Raw genomic sequence first — 22,450 nt, 5'->3', positions numbered from 1 at the left:
GGCGGAAGGCTGGCTGCTCGTGCATGGGGCCGGGCGCTGCCGCGCCGCCTCCACGCCGCGTGCCGCTTGCTCCGCGTGGCCGCAGGCGATAGGTCGGAACCGAACCCGTGCTGCAAGGAGCCCGACCATGTTCACCGGCATCATCACCGATATCGGAACCGTTCGCGCGCTGACCATGAAGGGCGATCTGACCGCCCGTATCGACTGCGCCTATGCCGCCGACAGCATCGATATCGGCGCCTCGATCGCCTGCAATGGCGTCTGCCTGACCGTGACCGATCGCGGCCCTGCAGGGGAGGGCGCCTGGTTTGCGGTCTCGATCTCGGCCGAGACCGTTTCGAAGACCAATATCGGCGGTTGGGCCGAGGGGACGCGGATCAATCTCGAACGCGCGCTCAGGGTGGGCGACGAGCTTGGCGGCCATATCGTCTCGGGCCATGTCGACGGGGTGGCCGAGCTGGTGGCCATGGCCGGGGAGGGCGACAGCACCCGGATGAGCTTCGAGGCGCCCGAGGCGCTGGCGCGGTTCATCGCGCCCAAGGGGTCTGTCGCGCTGAACGGGATCTCGCTGACGGTGAACGAGGTCGAGGGCCTTCGCTTCGGGATAAACGTCATCCCGCATACCAGCGAGGCCACCACGCTGGGGCTGGCGCAGGTCGGTGACCGGATCAATCTCGAGATCGATACCATGGCGCGCTATGTCGCGCGGCTCAGGGAATATGACGCGGCCTGAACCCGGCGCGGCTGTCGGCTGGCCCTCGGGCCCGGGCCGGGGGCGGGCATCGCCGGGCGCGGGGGGCTGAACAGAGGCGCTCGCGAACCGTGGCGTGCCGCCGGATCCGTTTCTCATCGACAGATGCGCGGCCCGGGACGGTGTTCGAGACGGTGTTCGAACTGGCCCCGAGGCGGTCGCCGCATGGGCCCCACCGGCGCGCCCCGGGAAGGGACCGGGCGACAACCGACGGCGCCGCGTTCCACTGGCCCGGTCGTCTGGCCCGGTCGTCTGGCCCGGTCTTCTGTCGCGGCTTTCTGGCCGGGTTCGGCGGTGGGGCGGGGCCCCTGCAGGTTATCTCCGGGGCATTCGGGACGCTCGGGGTGTCCGGGACGCGCTGCGTTTTCGGGCGAACCGGCACTGCGGGTTCTTTCCAATCTGTCCCGACCGCGCTAATAGGCGGGCTTCGGAACAGGTGGACGACATGCACGATATCGGCGAGCCAAATTATCAGGACGCGATCTCCTCGATCGAGGAGATCATCGAGGATGCGCGTAACGGGCGCATGTTCATCCTTGTCGACCACGAGGATCGCGAGAACGAGGGCGATCTGGTGATCCCGGCCCAGATGGCCACGCCGGAGGCGATCAATTTCATGGCCACCCATGGCCGGGGCCTGATCTGTCTGACGCTGACAGGCGAGCGGGTCGATGCGCTGGGCCTGCCGCTGATGGCCTCGCAGAACTCCTCGCGCCACGAGACCGCCTTCACCACCTCGATCGAGGCGCGCGAGGGCGTGACCACCGGCATTTCCGCCCATGACCGGGCCCGGACCGTGGCTGTCGCCATCGACGCGGGCAAGGGCGCGGCCGATATCGCGACGCCGGGCCATGTCTTTCCGCTGCGCGCCCGCGATGGCGGCGTGCTGGTCCGCGCGGGCCATACCGAGGCCGCCGTCGATGTGTCGCGCCTGGCCGGTCTGAATCCCGCGGGCGTGATCTGCGAGATCATGAACGAGGACGGCACCATGGCGCGACTGCCCGATCTGGTGGCCTTCGCCCAGCGTCACAACCTGAAAATCGGCACCATCTCGGACCTGATCGCCTATCGCCGCCGCCACGACAATCTGGTGAACGAGCGCGAGGTGCGCCATGTCACCTCGGCCTATGGCGGCGACTGGGAGATGCGGGTCTTCACCGACGAGACCCAGGGCGCCGAACATGTGGTGCTGGTCAAGGGCGACATCACCACCGAGGCGCCGGTGCTGGTGCGGATGCATGCGCTCGATCCGCTGCAGGACGTGCTGGGGCTCGGACCGCATCCCGCGGGCGAGCTTGCCACCGCGATGGAGATGATCGCCGCCGAGGGTCGGGGCGTCGTCGTGCTGTTGCGCGACACCACGATGAAGCTCGTGCTCGATGGCGCGGCCTCGCCGCAGACCCTGCGCCAATACGGGCTGGGCGCCCAGATCCTGGCCGCGCTCGGCCTGCACCGACTGGTGCTTCTGACCAATTCGCCGCTGCCCCGCGTGGTGGGGCTCGAGGCTTACGGGCTCTCGATCGAGGGGACCCGCAGCATTGCCAGGGAGGGCTGAGCCATGGCCGAACAGGATCCGCATCACGCGCTGGCGCTGCCCGCCTTCGACCGGCCGACGAAACTGCTGGTCGTGGTCGCGCCGTTCTACCGCGACATTGCCGACATGCTGATCGCCGGGGCGGTCGCGACGCTCGAGGCCGCGGGGGCCGCGCATGAGCTGGTCGAGATGCCCGGCGCGCTCGAGATCCCCAGCGCCATCGCGCTGGCGCACCGGCTGTCGAATTATGACGGCTATGTCGCGCTGGGCTGCGTGATCCGGGGCGAGACCACCCATTACGAGACCGTCTGCAATGACAGCTCGCGCGGGCTGACGCTGCTGGGGCTGCAGGGCGCGCTGATCGGCAATGGCATCCTGACGGTCGAGAACCGCGAACAGGCGCTGCGCCGCGCCGATCCGGCGGATATGGACAAGGGCGGCGGCGCGGCCGCTGCGGCGCTGCATCTGATCGCGCTGGCCCGGCGCTGGAGCGGCGAGACCAAGGGCGTCGGCTTCCGTCCCTCGGGCGGGATCCAGATCGCCGAGGGGAGCGACCGCGCATGACCGGGGCCCGCAAACCCAACCGCAACCAGATGCGGTCCGCTGCCCGGCTTTACGCGGTGCAGGCGCTGTTCCAGATGGAGCAGTCCAGCCAGAATGTCGACACCGTGCGGCGCGAATTCGAGACCTGGCGCTTCGGGGTCGGCTATGAAGAGGGCGAAGAGCTTGCCGAGGGCGATGTCGATCTCTTTCGCGCGACGCTGGAGGGCGCAGTGAACTGGCAGGCGAAGATCGACCAGATGACCGACCGCGCGCTGGTGGCGAAATGGCCGATCGCCCGGATCGACCCGACGCTCCGGGCGCTGTTCCGGGCTGCCGGGGCCGAGCTTGTCGCGGCGAAGGCGCCGCCGAAGGTGGTGATCACCGAATATGTCGATGTCGCCAAGGCCTTCTTTCCCGAGGGGCGCGAGCCCAAATTCGTGAACGCTGTGCTCGACCACATGGCCCGCGAGGCGCGGCCCGAGGCGTTCTGAGCCCGGGTCCGGCCCGGCCCTTTCTCCCCGGGGCCCTTTGCCTGAGGCGGGCCCCGTTGCGTCGTTTCCGGCTTCAGCCTTGTGTTCTGTCTATCTTTCGATTGTTCAGGCGCGCCCTCGGAAGAGACGCGGGGACGTTTCGTCCGGAGCAGGGTTTCGGTAACGCTCTCTTAACCCTTCCAGCCCCATGATGACGTTACGGAAGCCAGCGGCTGGACGCTGCGCCGGGGCGGGATGACCGACGACGCTTCAAGTTTCCTCTTGGAATCCTTCCGGGAATGGCTACCTATTTGGAGCAAGGAACGGAGACAGCGATGCCAAAGCTCGTGACCCTATACATCCGTCAGGCCGCCACAGGGTTCGCCTTGTCGGGGGTGTTCGTCGGCCTTCTCATGTATTTCGACGTCGCCAATCTGTGGCACCTCGTGACCAGTGTCTCGGGGGGCTGGCTCGCGGCTCTGCTGCTTTTCCTGTTCAATGGCGTGGTCTTCGCCGGCGTGCAGTTCGGCATCGCGGTGATGGCGATGGCCCGGGACGACGGTCCCGACAGCGGCCGTCGCCGGTCCGGGCCGGTGCACGGCCTCGCCGATGTTCTGGTGCCGATCCCGGTGCCGGTCAAGGATGAACGCCGGATGCGGCGCTGACGCGCCGCTCCTTTCGTTTCTGATGCATTTTCCCTGGCGGTCCTTCGGGCCGCCATTTTTCATGCCATGTCGCCGGCCCCTGCCTGCCCGGAGGCAGGCCGTCAACGACCCTGGCCTGCCCTGGGGGCAGGCCATCTATGGGCCGGGCGGAAGGGGAACGGGCGGGACCACCGCAAACGTGGAGGCATTTTAATTCCCGAGGACCTGTTACTACAGGTGGGCGCCAGGTAACCGGACCAGGATCCGGACAGAGCCAGCTCCCTCGGATTTGCTTAAGGCCACCGGAATTCGGCCTCTGCACGGGAAGGGCAGACCCCGCCTCGGCCAGAGATAGGATGCCGGGAGGCCGACGGCAAGCCTTGTCGAGAGACGGCGGCTCGATCATTGTCACGCCCATGCCCGATCCGGTTTCCCAACCGCTTTCCGCGCCGCTCGCTCCGGGCCAGCTTCTGGCCCGCGGCGTCTGCCGCCATCTGCGCGATCTCGGTCTTGCCTGCGTCGAGGAATTCGTGCCCGCACCGGGACTTCGGGTCGATGTGATGGCTCTGGGGCCGAAGGGCGAGATCTGGGTGGTCGAGTGCAAGTCGAGCCGTGCGGATTTCACCTCGGACCATAAATGGAGCGGATATCTCGACTGGTGCGACCGTTTCTTCTGGGCGGTCGGGCCGGATTTTCCCGTCGACCTTCTGCCGTCCGATACCGGGCTGATCGTCGCGGATGGCTATGGCGCCGAGGTCCTGCGCGAGGCGCCCGAGCGGCGTCTGGCGCCGTCGCGCCGAAAGGTGCTGACGTGCAGCTTTGCCCGCCACGCCGCCTTGCGTCTGCAGGCGCTGCGCGATCCGGGGCCGGGACTCAGCCCTTCGGCTTGGCGCCCTTGCCCTTCTTCTTCTCGGTGATCATCCGGGCCTGGGCCGCGGCGGCGCGCAGCTCCTCGGCGATGTCCTCGGCTTCTTCGGGGTCGAAATCCATCGGGATCTCGAGCCCCTCGCCCTCGATATAGATCCGCACCATGCCAAGGCTGGTCGGCCCGATCTGCAGATTGGCGGCGAAGTCGCTTTGCTTGTCGATGCCCATGGCACTTTTCCCTCGGGATGTTCAGGGGGTCGGGGTAGCGCTTTGCCCCGGCTCTGGCAAGAGCGGGGCGGGGGCGGACCGGTACGGATCTCTGCGGCGCGATGGTCGGTTTCGGTCGAGAACGGGTCTTGCAATCGTGGCGAGGGGGCGCTAAATCGCCCGAACAGTGCCGCCTTAGCTCAGTTGGTTAGAGCACCAGATTGTGGATCTGGGGGTCCCCCGTTCGAGCCGGGGAGGCGGTACCATTCTCCCCCTTTCACATGATATCCCTGACCGCCCCGATGGAGCCCAGCCGCAGCGCCAGCGGCATGGGGCCTGCTGCCATGCGTTTCCCGGATCTGGCCGGGAGGCGCGCTGATCGCTGCCGGGAAGGCCGTATGCCGGGGCGGATCCTCTGGCGGCAATCGCGGCCCCCGGGGGGCTGCAGGCCCGCGAGGCCGGGCCCATGGGCAATGAGCCGCTCCGAATCAGGGGGGATCTGCGCCACGGGCGGTCCGCCGTCCCCATCCCGGGGACAGGGCAGGGGACGGCATGCGTGGTTCTCCATGCCAGAGGCGCTGGCGGTGCGTGACTTGGGCGCCGCAGCCGCAGGCTGCTTTCGACATGCCTTCCGATACCGCAGGTTGCGACGGCCGCCGCGCAGGCGTCGATCCCCAACAGACTGAATTTAAATATCCAAATCTCCGGTTTCGCGGCGGAGGGCAGGCATGCTGCAGGGCAGCGGCGATTTTTCTTGACCCGTAAAATGCGGGCGACATACTTCGCACATAAGAAGAAAACTTCCTGCACAGGAAGTTAGGGTGCGGACTTCCGGAGGTTGGTCTGCGCGTCGGGGAGGAAATGCATGGCCGTACGCCAGGCTGACAATGTTCTGCGCTTTTTCGAATATTTCGCGGCCTCGCAGAGGCCGACCACGCTGACCGAACTGTCCGAGACGCTGAAACTGCCGCTGTCGAGCACCAGCAACCTCGTCTCGACCCTGCGGGAGCGCGGGTTCCTGTTCGAGGTCCGCAAGCGCGGCGGGTTCTATCCGACCCGCCGCATGTACGATCTGACCCAGTCGATCCTCGAGGGCGATCCGGTCCTCGGCCTCGTGCGCGAGCACATGGAAGCGCTGCGCGAAGAGACCGGCGAGACGATCCTTCTGGCCGCGCGCGAAGGCGACCGCGTGATCTATCTCGAGGCGCTCGAATCCCGAAAGGGCGTCCGCTACTCGGCGCGGGCCGGGGAAACCCGGCCGATCTATGCCATCTCGTCGGGCAAGGCGATTCTCGGCTCTCTCGATGACGCGGCACTGCGGCGCGAGCTCGACGGCCTCGACTATTCCGAGGCTGCCGAGGCCTCGATCACCGACCGGGAGGCGCTGTTCGGCGATATCGTCGCGGGGCGCGCGCGCGGCTGGTTCCTGAACGCAAGCGAGTTCACGCCCGAGGTGTCGGCCGTGGGCATGCTGCTCGATATCGCCGATCAGAAATACGGGCTGTCGGTCGCGGGGCCGAATTACCGGATGCAGGACCGCCATGAGGAGATCGCGGCGGCCCTCGGGCGCGTCGTTGCGGCCATCAGGAGCCAGATCAACGAGACCGGAGCCGGCCGATGATCCGCAAGGCCATGTCCTTCGTCGATCACGCCTTCACCGCCGTCGCGGCCTTTGCGCTGGCGGGCATGACGCTTCTGATCGTCGCCGATGTCGCGCTGCGCTACGGCGCCGGGATGCCGATCTTCTTCGCGCATGATCTGGTCGTGCTCTACCTGACGCCCGCGGTGTTCTTCTTCGGTTTCGGGCCGACCTACTGGCGCGCCGAGCATCTGGCCGTCGATCTTCTGACCCTCAGGCTGCCGTCCCGGCTGCGGGAACTGACCCATGTCCTGTCCAGCGCGATCGGGCTCTGGCTCTTCGGCCTGCTGACCTGGGCCTCCTGGGAGCGCGCGGCGGGGAGTTTCGCCAATGACGAGGTCATCGCCAGCATCGTGCCCTGGCCGGCATGGGCGAGCTATGCGCTTGTGCCGCTGGGCTCGGCCGCGATGGTCCTGGTCTGCGCGGCGCGCATTCTAATCTCGCTTGGCAATGCCTTCGGCCGCGTCAGCGGGGAGGCGGCGCAATGACCTCGCTTCTTGTCGTGATCGGCCTGCTCGGCCTGCTGCTCCTGGGCGTCCCGGTCGGCTTTGCGCTGGCCTTCACCGGCCTCGTGGGGCTGATGACCATCGTCGGATTCGACAGCGCGCTGTCGGTCCTGTCGACAACGCCGCTTTCGACCACGAACGGGTTCGAGCTGATCGCGGTGCCGCTTTTCATCCTGATGGCCGAATTCGTGATCGTCAGCGGCATCGCCGACCGGATGTTCAAGGCGATCACCATCTGGGTCGGCCGCCTGCCGGGCGGGCTGGCCGTGGCCACGGCCCTTGCCGGGGCCGGGTTCGGGGCGATTTCGGGCTCGTCCACCGCGGCGGCGGCGGCGCTGTCCTCGACCTCGATCCCGGCGATGCGCCGGGCCGGATATGACGTGAAATTCGCCTCTGGCGTGGTCGCGGTCTCGGGCACGCTGGCCATGCTGATCCCGCCATCGATCGCGCTGGTTCTCTACGGCATCATCGTCGAGGTGAATATCGCGTCGCTGCTGATCGGAGGGGTGATCCCGGGCATCATCGTGACGCTGGCGATCATCGCGACGATCTATGTGCTGATGGCGCGCGATCCCTCGATCGCCCCGGTCGCGCGGTCCTGGCCGATGCGCGAGAAGGTCCGGGCGCTGCGCGCCATCGGACCGATGCTTCTGCTTCTGCTCTGCGTGACGGGCTCGATCTATCTCGGCATCGCGACGCCGACCGAAGCCGCCGGGCTCGGGGCCTTCGGCGCCTTCCTGATCGCCGCGGCCTTCCGCACCCTCACCCTGAAGACGACCTGGGGCGCCCTGGCCCGTGCCGTCCGCGCGACCTGCATGATCTTCATGATCATCATCGGGGCGCATATCTTCGGCTATGTCCTCACGCTGGGCCAGATCACGCCCCAGTTCGTGGACTGGATCACCGGCCTCGATGTGTCGCCCTATGTGGTGATGGCCGGGATCATCGCCTTCTACCTGGTCATGGGATGTTTCATGGACCAGATGGCGATCCTGATCCTGACCGTTCCGGTGATGGTCCCCGCCATCACCAGCCTCGGCTTCGACCCGGTCTGGTTCGGCGTGCTGGTCGTGGTCGCGGCCGAGGTCGGCATGATCACCCCGCCGCTGGGCATGAACATCTTCGTGGTGTCCCGCTATGCCGAGCGCCCGCTCTCCGAGATCTTTCGCGGCGTCGCGCCGCATGTGGTCTCGCATATCATCGTTCTGGCGTTGCTTGTCGCGTTTCCGCAGCTGGTCCTGTGGCTGCCCGGCACGACGCAGTAATCCAAGGGAGGAGCCCCCATGTCGACCGCGAAGAACGCCATCGACCCCAGCAGGTATTTCATGACCGAGGCCAGGGCCGCGTCCTATGCGCCGCGCGGCCATAGCGGGACGGTGAACCGGCGCCTTGTCTCGCCCGAAACCGGCGCGACACAGATCGAGGTCCTGATCGGCCGGATCGAGCCGGGCGAGGGCGCGAGCCCACATTTCCATCCCGGCATCGACCAGTTCTGCTGGATGCTGGAGGGCCGGGCACGGGTCGAGATCGGAGGCCTCACCCGCGAGATCGGTCCCGAGGAAAGCTGCTTTTTCCCCGCCGACATGCCGCACAGCTTCACCGCGATCGGCGAGACGCCGGTCAAGGTCCTGATCTGCTACGGCCCGCCTTACGGAGAAGGCGCCCGCGTCGAGTGCTGAGCGCCCGCCGCCCCCCCAAACCAATGGTCCATCGGAGGAGAACGACCATGAAATCCACCATCAGCATCCTGTCGGTCTGCGCCGCGCTGGCATCCGCCGCGCCGCTCGCCGCGCAGGAGGTCACGCTCAAGATCGCCGACAGCCTGCCGGCCGATCACATCATCACCAGGAACACCACCGACGTGTTCACGGCGCGGCTCAAGGAAGAGTTCGGCGACCGGATCGAGATCGAGCATTACCCTGCGCAGCAGCTGGCCAAGGCCAAGGACATCCTGTCGATCACCCAGGCCGGCATTGCCGATATCGGCTATATCGTGCCGTCCTACGTGTCCGAGAAGATGCCGCTTGGCGGGGTGGTGGAGCTGCCCGGCGAGATCGCCTCCTCCTGCGAGGGAACGCTGGCCTTCGCCGAGCTGATCCAGCCCGGAGGCAAGCTCGACACGCTCGAATTTCAGCCCAACGGGGTGCGCGTGCTCTACAATGTGGCACTCTCGCCCTATCAGGCGATCTTCTCGAAACGGGCGGATGTGACCTCGCTCGAAGGGTTCAAGGGCATGAAGATGCGCTCGAATCCCGGCGCGATGGAGCTGTCGCTTCAGTCCGCGGGCGCGACCGCCGTGCGCATGACCCCGCCCGAGATCTTCGATGCGATGACCAAGGGAACGGTGGACGGGGCGCTGCTGCCCTTCACCTCGACCTTCTCCTATGGGCTCGACCAGATCGTCGGTTCGGCGACGCAGAACGCGAATTTCGGGTCGGTCGGCATCACCTATGCGATCTCGCAGCGCAAATGGGACAGCCTGCCCGCCGACATCCAGGAGGCCATGACACGGATCGGCCGGGAAGTGACCGAGAGCGCCTGCAAGGCCTTCGACACCGCCGAGGCAGAGCTCAAGGACAAGCTGTCCGAAGAGGGCGTGACGGTCTTCGCGCTCGACGAGGAGGAGGCGGCCAGGCTGCGCGCCGATTTCGCCAGCGTCGCCGATGACTGGGCCGCGGCCCTCGACAGGCGCGGCAAGAAGGGAAGCGAGATCCTCGCCGATTTCCGGGCCGAGGTCGACGCCCTCCGCAATAGCGGCAACTGAAGCCAGACACGGGGCGGCCGCCGCGAAGGCCGCCCCGCAACGAAAGGAGAGGCGGGTGCTTGATCTGTTGAAGGATGTACGGGTCGTCGAGCTGACGACGATCGTGCTCGGGCCGATGGCGGGCCAGATGCTGGGCGATTTCGGCGCGGATGTCGTCAAGGTCGAGGCGCCGAACGGAGATCTTGCGCGCTATGTCGATCCGCGCTCGCCGGTCGGCGTCAGCTCGATGTTCGCCAACAACAACCGCAACAAGAAGAGCATCGCCCTGGACCTGAAGACCGGGGAAGGCCGCGAGATCCTGCTGAAGCTGATCGACGGGGCGGATGTCTTCCTGCACAACATGCGGCTGCAGGCGGTCGAGCGTCTGGGCCTTGGGCCGGCAGAGCTGATGGCGCGCAATCCGCGGCTGATCTACTGCTCTGCCATCGGGTTCGGCAGCGAAGGCCCCTATGCGGCCCGGCCCGCCTATGACGATGTGATCCAGGCCGCCTCGGGCATTGCCAGCCTGCCGACCTATACCGGCAACGATCCTTCCTATGTGCCGGGCGTGATCGCCGACAAGATCGCGGCGCTCTATGCGGCCAGCGCGATTTCCGCCGCGCTGGTCGGGCGCGCCCGGACGGGCAGGGGCTGCGAGATCGAGGTGCCGATGTTCGAGGTCATGACCTCCTTCGTGATGGCCGAGCATATGGCCGCTGCAAGTTTCGACGAGGCCGCGCCCGCCGGGTATCAGCGGCTTCTGAACCGCCACCGTCGCCCCTTTCCCACCAGCGACGGCTGGATCGCCGTGCTGCCCTATACCGAACGGCATTGGCGCCGCACCTTCGAGGAGCTTGGCCGCCGCGATGTCGTGGTCCGGCCCTGGTTCGCCGATGCCACCGAGCGTTCGCAGCATGTCGGCGAGATGTACGAGATCCTGGGCCAGGAGATGCCGAAGCGCCCGACCGAGGCCTGGATCGCGACCTTCGAGCGTCTCGATGTGCCGCATTCGCGCGTCAGCGGGCTCGACGATCTGCTGAAGGACCCGCATTTGCAGGCGGTCGGTTTCTTCGCGCCGACCGACGATCTGGACAGTCGGGTGCGCTCGGTGCCGCAACCGGTGCGTTTCCGCGCGCAGCCCTCGGCGCCGGACCGCCGCGCCCCCGAGCTTGGCGAGGACGGGCCGGCGCTGCTGTCAGAGCTTGGCTTCGGGGCCGAGGCCATCCGGGCGCTCGAGGAACGCGGCGTGCTCGGACGACGGGCAGGATCGGACAGGGAGGAGGCGTGACATGGCCGGACGCTGGCTGGAAGAGTTTCGGGCGGGAGAGGTCATTCATCATGCCATCACGCGCACGGTGACCGAGGCCGACAATGTGGGGTTCTCGGTCCAGACGATGAACCCGCAGCCCTTGCATATCGACCGTCATTTCGCCGAGGCGTCGGAATGGGGGCAGCCGCTGGTGAATTCGCTCCTGACGCTCGGCATCATGATCGGGATCTCCGTCCACGAGACCACGCTTGGCACGACGCTGGGCAATCTCGGCATGACCGATGTGATCTTCCCGGCGCCGGTCTTTCATGGCGACACGCTGCGGGTCGAGACCGAGGTGATCTCGGCGCGCCCGTCGCGCTCGCGGCCCGGGCAGGGGGTGGTGGTCTTCGAGCACCGCGCCCGCAAGCAGGACGGAACGCTGGTCGCGCAATGCCGCCGCTCGGCGCTGATGATGTCCGGTCTCGACAGGGAGGCGGTGTGATGCGGTCCTGGCTTTTCGTTCCCGGAAACCGGCCCGACAGGATCGTCAAGGCGCGCGGCCTGTCGGCGGATGTGCTGATCCTCGATCTCGAAGATTCGGTCGCCGCCCCCGAGAAGGCCGCCGCGCGCGCCTGCGTGCTCGAGGCGCTTTGCGCGCCGCGCGGGCCGAACCGGCTCTGGGTGCGGGTGAACCCGCTGCATTCGTCCGATTTCGACGCGGATCTCGATACCGCGCTTAAGGGCGGTGCGGACGGGATCGTGCTGCCGAAGGCCGAAAGCGGCGAGTCGGTCCGGGCGCTGGGCGCGGCCTGCGCGACGCGGGGGCGGACCTGCCTGCCGGTGCTGGCCATCGCGACCGAGACGGCACGGGCGATCTTCGGGCTCGGCAGCTATGCCGGTCTCTCTCCGGACCTCGCCGGGCTGACCTGGGGCGCCGAGGATCTGTCGGCGGCGCTGGGAAGCGCCAGATCGCGCGGGGGGGACGGGGCGCTGACAGGCCCCTATGCCCTGGCGCGGAACCTGACCCTGTTCGGCGCGGTGGCCGCAGAGGTTCAGCCCATCGACACGGTCTGGACCGATATTCGCGATCTGGCGGGGCTTGAACAGGAGTGTCTGGCGGCCGTTCGTGACGGGTTTACCGGGAAGATGGCGATCCATCCGGCGCAGGTTGCCATCATCAACCGTTGTTTCCGGCCCTCCGATGAAGAGATCGCGGTGGCGCGCCGGATCGTTGAGGCCTTCGCGGCCGATCCGGCGGCCGGTGTGGTGGCCATTGACGGCGAGATGATCGACATGCCGCATCTCAAGAGATCGCGGCTGATCTTGCAACGCGCGGGAGAGCAGGCATGACCAAAGCGGCGATACGTCTCGGGCGGGGGTTCTACTGGCAGGACATGACGGTCGGCGACCGGTATCAGACCTATGGCAGGACGGTGACGCCGTCCGACATCTCGGCCTTCGTCAATCTGGCTGGCATGATCGAGGTGCTTTTCACCAATGCCGAATATCGCCGCAGCGAGGCCGCGATCAAGGGCAACCCGTCGCCGGGCGCGCTGGTCTTCGCGCTGGCCGAGGGGCTGGCGTTGAATGCGACAGCACAGGAAACCGGGCTGGCCTTTCTCGGCACGACCATGACCATCAAGGGCCCGGTTCTCGAAGGCGACACGATCGATGTCGAGATCGAGGTTCTCGAGGCCCGTCAGGAAAGCAAGGGCACCCGCGGGCTGGTGAAGACCAGGAATACCGTGCGGAACCAGCGCGGTGAGACCGTCATGATCTACGAACCCCTGCGGCTGATGCAGGGGCGCTAAGCCGCTCCGCGCCGGGTGCCGGGCGCCTCGGGCCTCCGGCGGAATGCCCCCCGTAGGCCGGATGGGGCCATCGTCGCACGCCTGTCCTGCTTTGCCCCAGAGGCCCGCGCCGCTCTGGTCTTTCTCTGTAGCAAGGACGCGTTTCATGGCGGGCAGAGTCCCGCTCTGTCAGGCGCAAGGCCGGCCCGGCCTTTGCCCAGTCGCCGCGTCATGTCTGGCGGGACGCTCTGCCTGAACGCGGATGCGACGGGCCTTGCGCGCCCCCGGCGTTCTGGGGCAAGGCCTCCGCCCGTCCGGTGCTCTCGACCAGGCATTTGATGAATTCGCTGGCCGCCGGGGTCAGCAGCTTGTCGCGCAGGTTGATCACCCGGATCCCGCGTCGGAACGGGCGCAGCGCCATGGGAACCTCCTTCAGGCGGCCATCGGCCAGCTCCTGCGCCACCACGAAGCGCGACAGGACCGATATCCCGAGCCCGTGCAGCACGCCCTGCTTGATCGCCTCGGTCGAGGAGATATGCATGACCCGCCCCAGGCTGCTCTCGTCGCCCTGGAGCCGGTCGAGCAGGAAGCTGCGCGAGGCGGATGGCGGCGGCTTCATCAGGAACACGTCCTGCGCCAGGTCGGCGCTGGTGGCGGCCCTGACCGTCGCGAGCGGATGCGCGGGTGGGACGACCAGAACCATCTCGTCATTGCAGACATGGCGACATTGATAGCGCCGTTCGTCGAGCGCGATATGGTCCGAGAGGATCAGGAATTCGAGCTTGGCGGTATCGAGATCGGCCAGCAGCTGCGTCGAGCTTGCAATCTCGAGTTCGAATTCCAGCTCGGGCGCGCCCTGACGATAGCGTCCGAGAAAGGCCGGCATCAGGTAGATCCCGGTGAAATTCGATGCCCCGAAGCGGATCGTGCCGACAAGCGGGTCGTCCATCTGGCGCAGGTGCTCGCTGGCATCCTGAAGTGCCGCCACGGCCTTGCGCGCATAGCCGAGAAACAGGATGCCGTTCGCGGTCAGATGCATGCGCTTGCCGATCCGGTCGAACAGGGTCGTATCGAGGCTTTGCTCGAGCCCGCGGATGCGGGCGCTGACGGCGGGCTGGGTGCAGTTCATCCGCGCGGCGGTCTCGGTCACGTTCAGGCAGTCCGAAAGCTCCAGAAAGGTCTCGAGCTGGGCGATGTTCATCGCGATCCTCCCGCATGGAATATAAAGATTTTCTATAAATATCCGAAAAACTATAAATTAGACAGATCTCTCATTCGCGAAGAAACTGCACGGACCGTTTCCGGCCCCGATTTGCCCTTTCCGGTATTCACCAAGGGGGCGGCGGCGTCGGAAGCCCCGGACGAACGGGCCGCGCGCAGTCGTTTCCGAACTGCGCCGACCCGGCAAATGAGGAGGACCCCCCTTGCCCGAGACCCGAACCGAGACTGCCGCCGGCCCTTCCCAAAGGGGGCCGGGTAAGGACAGGAAGGACACGCTGCTGCGCCGCTACGGCATCTTTCTGGCCGCAACCGTCTTTCTGCTGCTGTATCTGATGCCGAACCCGGCGGGGCTTGCGCCCGAGGGACAAAAGGCGCTTGCGGTCTTCTGCGGAGCGCTGACGCTCTGGGTCGCGGGCACGATCCCGATCTACCTGACCTCGATGATCGCCATCATCGCCCTCGCGCTGACCGGCACCGTCGGAGAGAAGACCGCTTTCGGCACGCTCGGCTTCAACGTCATTTGGCTGATGGTCGCGGCCTTCGTCCTGACCTCGGCCATGGTTAAGTCGGACCTCGCCCGCCGCTTCGCGCTCTGGATGGTCACCCGCTTCGGCGGCACGCCGACGCGGACGCTGGCGATCCTCGTGCTGATTAACTTCGTGATCGTCTTCTTCATCCCCTCGACCACCGCGCGCGCCAGCCTGATGGTGCCGATCTGCATCATCCTGCTCGAGATCTACCGGGCGGTTCCGGGCAAGAGCAATTTCGGCAGGCTGATGATGCTGCTGGGGGTTCAGGCCGATGCGCTCGCGACCTCTGGCGTGATGACCGGTACCGCCGCCAACATGATCGCGGTGCAGTTCATCTACGATCAGGCCGGCGGCGAGATCGGCTACATGGACTGGCTGCTGGCCGGCATGCCGATGGCGATGATGTCGATGTTTCTCACCTTCCTCGTCGGGCTGCGCCTGTTTCGCTTCAGCGACGAGATCGATTTCGGCCATGGCATGTCGAAGCTCGAGGAACAGCATCGCAGCCTCGGCCCGATCTCGCTGGCCGAGAAGAAGGCCATGGCGATCTTCGCCCTCACCGTGACGCTCTGGGCGACGGCGGATTACCAGGAGCTCTGGTTCAACGGCTTTTCCATCTCGATCTACGTGACCGCGGTAATCGCGGCCGTGCTGTGCCTGATGCCGCGGATCGGCCTGCTGGAATGGAAGGAGGCCAATATCAAATGGGACCTGATGATCTTCGCCGCGGGCGCCTATGCGGCGGGGAACGCGCTGGAATCGACCGGCGGGGCGGAATGGATGATCGGCGGTCTGGTGCGCGGTCTCGGGATCGAGAACATGAGCACGGCCGCGGTCTATGTCGTGGTGATCTTCCTCAGCATGTTCAGCCACATGGTCTTCACCTCGAAGACGGTCCGCACGACCATCCTGATCCCCTCGATCATCGCGCTGGCCCAGACCCTCGGGCTGAACCCGGTGACGCTCGCGCTGGCGGCCTCGTTCACCCTGACCTACACGATCACCCTGCCGCCGCATTCCAAGGTCAACACGCTCTATTTCGCGACCGGGTATTTCAGCGTTCTCGACCAGCTGAAATACGGGATCGTCACCTGCCTGATCGGCGGCACGGTGATCTCTGTCTCGGTGTTCACCTGGTTCAAGCTGCTCGGCTACGGCCTGTGACGGCCTGCCGATGCGCGATCTGACCTGACAGCAAGAAAGACACCATCATGAGACTGATCCTCCTGCGCCACGGGGAAACCCTCTGGAACACCGAGAAGCGCCTGCAGGGGCACGACAATTCGCCCCTCTCGCCGCGCGGCATCGAGCAGGCCCGCGCCATCGTCCCGCGACTGCGCTCGCTGGCGCCGGCGCGGGTCGTGACCTCGGATCTCGGGCGGGTGCGGCAGACGGCCGAGATCGTCGGCCATGCCGATGCCCCCTCCGACGAACGGCTGCGCGAGCTAGACATGGGCGAGTGGACGGGGCTGCGCAAGGACGCGCTGATCGCGGAGAAGCCCGATCTCTACAGGGCCTGGCGCGCGGGCAGCTACACCCCCGCCGGGGGCGAGGCCTGGGACGATTTCGTCGCGCGGATCACCTCGGCCCTGACCCACTGGCTCTATGCCGGTCAGGGCGATCTGCTGGCGATCGTCCATAGCGGTGTCGTGCGCGTCGCCTGTTTCGGGTTTCTCGGGCTCAAGCCGGCACATTTGCTGCCGGTGACGCCGGGGAATCTGGCGATCTTCGATTTCGAGGATGTCCGGGGGGCGGCGCCGCCGCGCCTCGAGGCCTACAACCTTGGCGAATTCGCACCCGATACCGACGTCGCCGATTAGGTCCCGGGCACGATCGCCCCGCCGGATGATGCTTGCGACATGCCCGGCGGGCGGACACCGTCTCCGGGCCTGTTGCCCGGCCGCCAGCACCTGCCGTCGTCCGGTCTTTCCCGGTCGCGATGCAAATCACATGTCTGATCGAGCCTGACGCCGGTATCGGCTTGCGCATGCCTGCCCGTCGCTTTCCCGTCAGAAGATCCGGTCGGGCAGGGGCGGGCGCGGAGCCTTCCCGCAGTGTCGGGTGCCGCCGACGGCGCGAAGGGGCGCGGCCCCATCCCGTCGGCGCAATGGATCCGGACCCCGCGCGGGGGTGACGCGGGGCCGCCGGGCAGGGGGGCATGCGCCGGGCCACTTGCGCGGGGGCTTGCCATCGGGGGGCCAGGACATGCTAGGCTCGGCGCCGGATATCCGAATGACAGAAGGCCGGCCCGTGAAAAGACGTACCTTTGCCGTGATCGGTCTTGGCACTTTCGGCAGTACCGTGGCGAGCGAGCTTGCGCGGTTCGGCAACCCGGTGATGGGCATTGATCTCGACGAGAAGATCGTCGGCCGCTATGCAGACGTGCTGTCCGAGGCGGTGATCGCCGACGGCCGAGACGAGCTTGCCCTGCGCGAGGCCGGGGTCGGCAATTACGATGTCGCGCTGGTGGCCATCGGCGAGGATCTCGAGGCCAATATCCTCTGCTCGATGAACGTCAAGATGCTGGGCGTGAAGACGATCTGGGTGAAGGCATTGTCCAAGACCCATCACCGGATCCTGTCGAAGATCGGCGCCGACCGGATCGTGCTGCCCGAACACGAGGTCGGCCAGCATATCGCGCAGATGCTGCACAACCCGCTGGTGCGCGACTATGTCAGCCTCGGCAACGGGTTCCACGTGGTCGATCTGACCGTGCCGGAGCCGCTGGAGGGGCGGGCGGTCGGCGATGTCAAGCTGCTCTCGGGCTACGATCTGCGGGCGCTGGGGGCGATGCGCGAGGGCGAGTTCCTGCCCTGCGAAGGCGGCGAGCTGCGGCTCAAGACCGGCGACAAGCTTCTGGTTCTGGGTCGCCGTGCTGATCTGCGCCGCTTCGGCGACGACCTGCTGGACGAGGCCTGAGCTGGTGGCGCCGCTCGCCGCGCTGCGCAGCGGCCGTTTCCTGCCGCCGCCCTTGGCATTGATGCTGACCTATGCCGCGCTGATCGCGGCGGGCACGGTCCTGCTGAAACTGCCACTGGCCCGGACCGTGGCGATGAGCTGGTCGGACCTGGCCTTCACCGCGACCTCGGCCGTGACCGTGACCGGGCTTGCGGTCCGCGATACCGGATCGGACTTCACCCTGTTCGGCCAGGCCGTGATTCTGGTGCTGATCCAGCTGGGCGGGCTCGGGCTCATGACCTTCGCGGTCCTGATCCTGACCATGCTGGGCCTGCCGGTCGGCATCACCCATCGGCAATATCTGCGCGAGGACCTGAACCAGACCTCGATGAGCGGTCTGATCCGGCTGACGAAGACGATCCTGCGTTTCGTTCTGGTCTGCGAGGCGGTCGGCGCGGCTTTGCTGGCCGTGGTCTTCGTGCCCGAATTCGGCTGGGGGGCGGGGCTCTGGGCGAGTGTCTTTCACGCGGTCTCGGCCTTCAACAATGCGGGTTTCGCGCTTTACCCCGACAGCCTGTCGGCCTGGGTCGGGCATCCGGTGGTCAACCTGACGGTGCCCGCGCTGCTGATCCTCGGCGGGCTCGGCTTCACCGTGATTGCCGATATGCAGCGCCGGACCGGCTGGCGCGGCTACACCGTCCATACCAAGCTGATGCTGGTCGGCACGCTCGCGCTTCTGGTCTGGTCGACCGTGACCTTCGCCGTGCTCGAATGGCACAATCCCGCGACGCTGGGCCAGTTCGACCGGGTTTCGATCCGGCTCTGGGCCAGCTGGTTCCAGGCCGCAACCACCCGGACCGCGGGCTTCAACACCGTCGATATCGGCGGTCTGACCCAGGCCACGACCCTGATCTTCATGACCCTGATGCTGGTCGGCGCCGGGTCGACCTCGACCGGCGGCGGCATCAAGGTCACGACCTTCATCGTGCTGCTGCTCGCGACCTACAGCTTCTTCCGCCGCCATACCGCGATCGACGTCTTCGGACGGCGTCTCGGGGCCGAGCAGATCATGAAGGTGCTGGCCTTGTCGATGGTCAGCATGCTGACCGTTCTGGTCGCGCTTTTCTTGCTGATGCTGTTTCACGAGGGCGACTTCCTCGACATCGCCTTCGAGACGGTCTCGGCTTTCGGGACGGTGGGGCTGAGCCGCGGCATCACCGGCGATCTCGACACGGGCGGCCGCGCGGTTCTGATGCTGGTGATGTTTCTTGGCAGGGTCGGTCCGCTGACGCTGGGTTTCCTGCTGGCGGTTCGTCGTCCGCGCCGCGTCTCCTACCCGGCCGGAACGGTCTATCTGGGCTAGCGGCGAGCGCGAACAAACGCCAAAGGCCGTGGTGCCCGTCATGCCCGGCCTCTCGCCCTGACGTCATCGAGCCGATGGGATTGGTGCCGGTATTCCGGTCGCGACATGCCAGGAAGGTCGTGAGACGAAATCCCGTTCCCTGCGCTCCGCCGGGGCATCCCGACAAAGGACATGGTCCGCCCTCCTGTTGTCGGGCAGGATCCGGCCGGCGACGACCGATGCGTCGGCGCGCCGCGGCGGGGGTCTCCGAGGCGCCTGCCGATTTGCCGGTCCTTCCTCTGCCGCGCCCGATCAGCCTATCCCGCCCGTGAAACCGCGCCTGCTTGCGGCAGGTCCTGGCCTCGGTTCGATACGGCCGCCGACGGGCGCCACTCCGCTATGATCGGTGCGCCAGGAAGGGGGGCGAGAGGGCCAGGCCCCGGGGCGGAGGATGGAGGCCTTCACGAAGAACCGGGGCCGGGGTCGCGCAGGATGATGTCTGGCCACGTCCTCTGTTGTCATCCAGGGGCCGTGACGAGGTCTTGCCGTCGCTCTCCGGCCGCCTTTCGGTCGGGAGGCGCCGCTGCAGGTCTGGGCTGCGCGCAAGATCTACAGGTGAAGCAAGGGGCTTCGGCAGCTGAAAACGAAGATCCGGGCGAGCCTCCGTCGCTCGGCAAGTCTGACCGTTCCGCCCAAGCAAGCCCGGTCTGGCGAGGGGCGGCCGCAATGCCGCCTGATCCTGACTCGGGCCGCAGCAGCGCCCCCGGCCCCTGTCACGAGTCGTCCCGCTCGCGCCGTGGCGCTGTCCCGACGCTCTCGGTCCAAAGCCGGGCCGGGAGGTCAGGCGATCTCCGGTCCGGGCATGTCCGAAAGGGGATGAGGCCCCGATACCGCAAATAGCGGTGGTGAACACGGGGCCTGTCGTGCCATGGGCGGACGCGGGATGCGCGCAGGCCCGGTCACGGCATCTGCCCGATGATAAGGCCAGCTCCCGAGCGGCTCATCTCCGCGCCGTGCCCCCATTCACCGGGACAGGAGGCCTAGCAGGCCGCTGAAAAAGTCTCAGCCTGAGCAGCTCGGTAACTGAATGCCGCGCTTTCGGATTCTCACGTCGCGCTGAAGGATCTTCATTGTGTTGGAGGGGGCAACGAAGTCGACGAGGATCGCGGCTTCAAAATGTTTTTCGGCAGCCTGCTAGAAATCCTGCCATCCCGCGTCGTTGACGGCGCGTTTCGGCGGCTCGAACTCTGCGGCGGCGGGCGGTGCTGCCGCCGGGGTGGCGGTTGCCGTGCGGGGACGGACGGAGACGGCGGCAGCGGGCCCTTTCAGGCGGAACCGGGCGACCAGGGTCTGCAGATTGCCCGCCTCCTGCTTCATGGTCACCGCGGCGGCATTCGCCTCCTCGACCATGGCCGCGTTCTGCTGGGTCACCTTGTCGAGCTCGTTCACCCCCACATTGATCTCGCCCAACCCGACCGATTGCTCCTGCGCGCCGGTCGCGATGTCGGCGATCAGCGCGGCGATATTGCCCACCCGTTCGACGATGTCGGTCAGTGCCTCGCCGGTGCGGTTGACCAGCCCGACGCCGGTCTCGACCTGATCGGAACTGGTCGAGATCAGGGTCTTGATCTCCTTGGCGGCCTCGGAGGAGCGCTGGGCGAGGGCCCGGACCTCGGAGGCCACGACGGCAAAGCCGCGCCCGGCCTCGCCGGCGCGGGCCGCCTCGACGCCCGCATTCAACGCCAGCAGGTTGGTCTGGAACGCGATATCGTCGATCACGCCGATGATCTGGTTGATCCCGTCCGAGGATTTCTTGATTTCGGCCATCGCCCCGATGGCCTCCTTGACCACGAGGCCAGACTGCTCGGCATTACCGCGCGCCTCGCGCACGACATCCTCGACCTTCGCCGCGCCATCGGCCGCCGCGCGGACGCTGGCCGTCATCTCGTCCATCGCGGCCGCGGTCTGCTCCAGCGTCGCGGCCTGGTTCTCGGTGCGGCGCGACAAGTCGTCCGAGGCACCCGAGATTTCCTCGGCGCGGGTGGTGATCTCTGTCGCGTTCTCGACGATCTCGCCCATCAGCGCGTTCAGCGTCTCGACCGTCGCGTTGAAATCCTGGCGGAGCTGTTCGTAGTCCTCGGCAAACCTGGTATCGATGGTGCTGGTCAGATCGCCCTCCGACAAGGACCGCAGCCCCGAGGCCAGATCGGCGACCACCCGCTCCTGTTCGCGACGAAGCTGCTCCTGCCCCTTCTCCAGTCCGGTCTTCTCGAGCAGTCCCGCGCGCAGGGACTCGACCGCGCCCGCCATGGCGCCGATCTCGTCGCGGCGTTCGCGACCGGGCACGGGTTTGGCATAATTTCCTGCGGCCAGCTCATCGACCGACACCAGCATCCGGGCCAGCGGGCGCCGGACCATCGCCATCGAGGCGAGATAGAGCGCGCCCAGCGCCATTGCCAGGATCAGGGCGCCGCCGGTCATCGTCCGGATGAATTCCGCCCGGACCGGCGCCGAGAAGACCTCGGCGGGGACGTCGACGAGCACGGCCCAGGTGGTGTTCATCCCCGGTGCCTCGAACGGATAGACGAGGCGGGTGGCGCCGTCGGGAAGGTCGGAAATCACGCGCATCCGGCCATCCGAGAGCGTGGCCGAGATCAGCTCGGCCCCGGTTTCGTCATAGGGCTGGTTCAGGTCGGCCGGATCGGGACTGGCCAGCCAGTTGCCGCTGTGGCTCACCAGCATGGCCCGGCCGCCTTCGAAGGTGGTGATGCCGTTCAGCCTGGCGACCAGATCGCCCAGACCGATATCGACGCCCGCGATGCCGACGATCTGTCCCTTGACGCGGATCGGCTGGGCGACGCTGGTCATCAGGAAGCCGCCCTCGCTCATATAGGGTTCGGTGATGCTGGGCTTGCCGGTCGATATGGGCCGCGAATACCACTCGTCGCCGGTGCTGACGGTGAATGTGTCATAGCTCAGCCCGGCCGTGTCGGATTTGTGCCACCAGGGGGCGAAGATGCCCTCGGGGTTCAGGCCGCCTTCGCCCGAAAGCAGCGCGTTGGTGGGGCCGCCCGGAATGCCGGCCATCCAGGCCCCGAAGATGTTGTCATACTGGCCGGGCACGCCCCCAATCATCGCGATGATGTCGGATCGCGTTGCATGGCCGGTATCGATATAGCTTGCGAGCGTGCCGCTCAGGGCGCTGCCGGCCGAGGTTGCCTCTGTGATCTGGCCGGCGACCTTCTCGACGACCAGACTTGCCTTTTGGGAGGCCAGTTCCATCACGTCGCGGTTCACCCGCTGAGAGGATTGCCAGCCGCTATAGACCGAATGCCCCAGAATGATCGCCGAGACAGCCACGCCCGTGACAAACAGGAGCTTGCCCGAAACCGTCCCAAACAGATGTGCCACCTTGCCGCCTCCGTACTGCATCCCGTGGGTCTTTGCGCTGTTTGTCTGAACAAGCGGTGAAAGGCGGCGGCGCGACTGCCTAAAACTGGAAGAAACCCGGGG

General features: G+C 66.8%; 22 protein-coding genes and 1 tRNA gene. 20 read left to right on the top strand and 3 right to left on the bottom strand.

What is annotated here, in order from left to right; all coding sequences use genetic code 11:
• Window positions 1–127: 127 nt before the first annotated feature.
• From B5V46_RS13295 to B5V46_RS13270, 6 genes are all read left to right on the top strand, one after another.
• Complete coding sequence (locus tag B5V46_RS13295; protein ID WP_080617048.1) at window positions 128–733, top strand: riboflavin synthase; 606 nt, start codon at window positions 128–130, stop codon at window positions 731–733.
• A gap of 463 nt (window positions 734–1,196) precedes the next feature.
• Entirely contained in the window at window positions 1,197–2,306 is a 1,110-nt protein-coding gene (gene ribB, locus B5V46_RS13290; protein WP_080617047.1) for a 3,4-dihydroxy-2-butanone-4-phosphate synthase, read from the top strand.
• Window positions 2,307–2,309: 3 nt separating this feature from the next.
• Window positions 2,310–2,849 carry a 6,7-dimethyl-8-ribityllumazine synthase gene (locus B5V46_RS13285; protein WP_080617046.1) on the top strand — a complete coding sequence of 180 codons (540 nt, stop codon included), beginning with the start codon at window positions 2,310–2,312 and terminating at the stop codon, window positions 2,847–2,849.
• Window positions 2,846–3,319 carry a transcription antitermination factor NusB gene (gene nusB / locus B5V46_RS13280; RefSeq protein WP_080617045.1) on the top strand — a complete coding sequence of 158 codons (474 nt, stop codon included), beginning with the start codon at window positions 2,846–2,848 and terminating at the stop codon, window positions 3,317–3,319. Before B5V46_RS13285 ends, nusB begins: the two co-directional genes overlap by 4 nt.
• Before the next feature lie 314 nt (window positions 3,320–3,633).
• Window positions 3,634–3,963 (top strand): hypothetical protein, encoded by a 330-nt coding sequence (locus B5V46_RS13275; RefSeq protein WP_080617044.1) that lies wholly within the window; start codon window positions 3,634–3,636, stop codon window positions 3,961–3,963.
• A gap of 395 nt (window positions 3,964–4,358) precedes the next feature.
• Window positions 4,359–4,859, top strand: a complete 501-nt coding sequence (locus tag B5V46_RS13270) for an MmcB family DNA repair protein (RefSeq protein WP_080617043.1) — start codon at window positions 4,359–4,361, stop codon at window positions 4,857–4,859.
• Here the strand turns inward: B5V46_RS13270 and B5V46_RS13265 are convergent.
• The gene (locus B5V46_RS13265) at window positions 4,816–5,037 is read right to left on the bottom strand and encodes a DUF6324 family protein (RefSeq protein ID WP_080617042.1); all 222 of its coding nucleotides are present in this window, start codon (window positions 5,035–5,037) and stop codon (window positions 4,816–4,818) included. The genes B5V46_RS13270 and B5V46_RS13265 overlap by 44 nt on opposite strands.
• A 168-nt stretch (window positions 5,038–5,205) precedes the next feature.
• Here B5V46_RS13265 and B5V46_RS13260 point away from each other — a divergent pair.
• From B5V46_RS13260 to B5V46_RS13215, 10 genes are all read left to right on the top strand, one after another.
• A tRNA-His gene (locus B5V46_RS13260) sits at window positions 5,206–5,282 on the top strand.
• Window positions 5,283–5,881: 599 nt separating this feature from the next.
• Window positions 5,882–6,637, top strand: a complete 756-nt coding sequence (locus B5V46_RS13255; protein WP_080617041.1) for an IclR family transcriptional regulator — start codon at window positions 5,882–5,884, stop codon at window positions 6,635–6,637.
• Complete coding sequence (locus B5V46_RS13250; RefSeq protein WP_080617040.1) at window positions 6,634–7,143, top strand: TRAP transporter small permease; 510 nt, start codon at window positions 6,634–6,636, stop codon at window positions 7,141–7,143. The genes B5V46_RS13255 and B5V46_RS13250 overlap by 4 nt, the downstream gene beginning before the upstream one ends.
• Window positions 7,140–8,426, top strand: coding sequence for a TRAP transporter large permease (locus B5V46_RS13245; RefSeq protein WP_080617039.1), 1,287 nt, complete (start codon window positions 7,140–7,142; stop codon window positions 8,424–8,426). The genes B5V46_RS13250 and B5V46_RS13245 overlap by 4 nt, the downstream gene beginning before the upstream one ends.
• A gap of 18 nt (window positions 8,427–8,444) precedes the next feature.
• Window positions 8,445–8,840: a cupin domain-containing protein gene (locus B5V46_RS13240; protein WP_080617038.1), complete on the top strand. Its 396-nt coding sequence runs from the start codon at window positions 8,445–8,447 to the stop codon at window positions 8,838–8,840.
• 47 nt (window positions 8,841–8,887) lie between these two features.
• On the top strand, window positions 8,888–9,925 hold the full coding sequence (dctP, locus tag B5V46_RS13235) for a TRAP transporter substrate-binding protein DctP (RefSeq protein ID WP_196774249.1): 1,038 nt from the start codon (window positions 8,888–8,890) through the stop codon (window positions 9,923–9,925).
• Between the two features lie 55 nt (window positions 9,926–9,980).
• Entirely contained in the window at window positions 9,981–11,192 is a 1,212-nt protein-coding gene (locus B5V46_RS13230) for a CaiB/BaiF CoA-transferase family protein (RefSeq protein WP_196774248.1), read from the top strand.
• Between the two features lies 1 nt (window position 11,193).
• On the top strand, window positions 11,194–11,658 hold the full coding sequence (locus B5V46_RS13225; protein WP_080617035.1) for a MaoC family dehydratase: 465 nt from the start codon (window positions 11,194–11,196) through the stop codon (window positions 11,656–11,658).
• A complete protein-coding gene (locus tag B5V46_RS13220; RefSeq protein WP_080617034.1) occupies window positions 11,658–12,506 on the top strand; it encodes a CoA ester lyase in 849 nt (282 codons plus the stop codon). The genes B5V46_RS13225 and B5V46_RS13220 overlap by 1 nt, the downstream gene beginning before the upstream one ends.
• On the top strand, window positions 12,503–12,967 hold the full coding sequence (locus B5V46_RS13215; protein ID WP_080617033.1) for a MaoC family dehydratase N-terminal domain-containing protein: 465 nt from the start codon (window positions 12,503–12,505) through the stop codon (window positions 12,965–12,967). The genes B5V46_RS13220 and B5V46_RS13215 overlap by 4 nt, the downstream gene beginning before the upstream one ends.
• 208 nt (window positions 12,968–13,175) lie before the next feature.
• Here B5V46_RS13215 and B5V46_RS13210 read toward each other — a convergent pair whose 3' ends face one another.
• Window positions 13,176–14,147 carry a LysR family transcriptional regulator gene (locus tag B5V46_RS13210; protein WP_080617032.1) on the bottom strand — a complete coding sequence of 324 codons (972 nt, stop codon included), beginning with the start codon at window positions 14,145–14,147 and terminating at the stop codon, window positions 13,176–13,178.
• Between the two features lie 223 nt (window positions 14,148–14,370).
• Between B5V46_RS13210 and B5V46_RS13205 the strand changes: the two genes are divergently transcribed.
• The 4 genes from B5V46_RS13205 (at window position 14,371) to B5V46_RS13190 (ending at window position 18,958) form a co-directional block, all read left to right on the top strand.
• Complete coding sequence (locus tag B5V46_RS13205; protein WP_080617031.1) at window positions 14,371–15,861, top strand: DASS family sodium-coupled anion symporter; 1,491 nt, start codon at window positions 14,371–14,373, stop codon at window positions 15,859–15,861.
• A 47-nt stretch (window positions 15,862–15,908) separates the two neighbouring features.
• Window positions 15,909–16,517: a histidine phosphatase family protein gene (locus B5V46_RS13200; protein WP_080617030.1), complete on the top strand. Its 609-nt coding sequence runs from the start codon at window positions 15,909–15,911 to the stop codon at window positions 16,515–16,517.
• 430 nt (window positions 16,518–16,947) lie between these two features.
• Entirely contained in the window at window positions 16,948–17,616 is a 669-nt protein-coding gene (locus tag B5V46_RS13195; RefSeq protein WP_369822785.1) for a TrkA family potassium uptake protein, read from the top strand.
• 61 nt (window positions 17,617–17,677) lie between these two features.
• Window positions 17,678–18,958 carry a TrkH family potassium uptake protein gene (locus B5V46_RS13190; protein WP_080618056.1) on the top strand — a complete coding sequence of 427 codons (1,281 nt, stop codon included), beginning with the start codon at window positions 17,678–17,680 and terminating at the stop codon, window positions 18,956–18,958.
• 1,173 nt (window positions 18,959–20,131) lie between these two features.
• Here the strand turns inward: B5V46_RS13190 and B5V46_RS13185 are convergent.
• Window positions 20,132–22,348 carry a methyl-accepting chemotaxis protein gene (locus B5V46_RS13185; RefSeq protein ID WP_231119116.1) on the bottom strand — a complete coding sequence of 739 codons (2,217 nt, stop codon included), beginning with the start codon at window positions 22,346–22,348 and terminating at the stop codon, window positions 20,132–20,134.
• Between the last annotated feature and the right edge of the window lie 102 nt (window positions 22,349–22,450).

This window comes from Rhodovulum sp. MB263 (genome assembly GCF_002073975.1).
GTDB lineage: Bacteria > Pseudomonadota > Alphaproteobacteria > Rhodobacterales > Rhodobacteraceae > Rhodovulum.
Note: the sequence above shows the minus strand (reverse complement) of the source record. Positions and strands in the feature narration are given on the sequence as shown.

Bases quoted from the DNA above. Each gene is read 5' to 3' on its own strand.
- B5V46_RS13295 (WP_080617048.1), top strand. From the start codon at position 128: ATGTTCACCGGCATCATCACCGATATCGGAACCGTTCGCGCGCTGACC.
- ribB (WP_080617047.1), top strand. From the start codon at position 1,197: ATGCACGATATCGGCGAGCCAAATTATCAGGACGCGATCTCCTCGATC.
- B5V46_RS13285 (WP_080617046.1), top strand. From the start codon at position 2,310: ATGGCCGAACAGGATCCGCATCACGCGCTGGCGCTGCCCGCCTTCGAC.
- nusB (WP_080617045.1), top strand. From the start codon at position 2,846: ATGACCGGGGCCCGCAAACCCAACCGCAACCAGATGCGGTCCGCTGCC.
- B5V46_RS13275 (WP_080617044.1), top strand. From the start codon at position 3,634: ATGCCAAAGCTCGTGACCCTATACATCCGTCAGGCCGCCACAGGGTTC.
- B5V46_RS13270 (WP_080617043.1), top strand. From the start codon at position 4,359: ATGCCCGATCCGGTTTCCCAACCGCTTTCCGCGCCGCTCGCTCCGGGC.
- B5V46_RS13265 (WP_080617042.1), bottom strand. From the start codon at position 5,037: ATGGGCATCGACAAGCAAAGCGACTTCGCCGCCAATCTGCAGATCGGG.
- B5V46_RS13255 (WP_080617041.1), top strand. From the start codon at position 5,882: ATGGCCGTACGCCAGGCTGACAATGTTCTGCGCTTTTTCGAATATTTC.
- B5V46_RS13250 (WP_080617040.1), top strand. From the start codon at position 6,634: ATGATCCGCAAGGCCATGTCCTTCGTCGATCACGCCTTCACCGCCGTC.
- B5V46_RS13245 (WP_080617039.1), top strand. From the start codon at position 7,140: ATGACCTCGCTTCTTGTCGTGATCGGCCTGCTCGGCCTGCTGCTCCTG.
- B5V46_RS13240 (WP_080617038.1), top strand. From the start codon at position 8,445: ATGTCGACCGCGAAGAACGCCATCGACCCCAGCAGGTATTTCATGACC.
- dctP (WP_196774249.1), top strand. From the start codon at position 8,888: ATGAAATCCACCATCAGCATCCTGTCGGTCTGCGCCGCGCTGGCATCC.
- B5V46_RS13225 (WP_080617035.1), top strand. From the start codon at position 11,194: ATGGCCGGACGCTGGCTGGAAGAGTTTCGGGCGGGAGAGGTCATTCAT.
- B5V46_RS13220 (WP_080617034.1), top strand. From the start codon at position 11,658: ATGCGGTCCTGGCTTTTCGTTCCCGGAAACCGGCCCGACAGGATCGTC.
- B5V46_RS13215 (WP_080617033.1), top strand. From the start codon at position 12,503: ATGACCAAAGCGGCGATACGTCTCGGGCGGGGGTTCTACTGGCAGGAC.
- B5V46_RS13210 (WP_080617032.1), bottom strand. From the start codon at position 14,147: ATGAACATCGCCCAGCTCGAGACCTTTCTGGAGCTTTCGGACTGCCTG.
- B5V46_RS13200 (WP_080617030.1), top strand. From the start codon at position 15,909: ATGAGACTGATCCTCCTGCGCCACGGGGAAACCCTCTGGAACACCGAG.
- B5V46_RS13190 (WP_080618056.1), top strand. From the start codon at position 17,678: ATGCTGACCTATGCCGCGCTGATCGCGGCGGGCACGGTCCTGCTGAAA.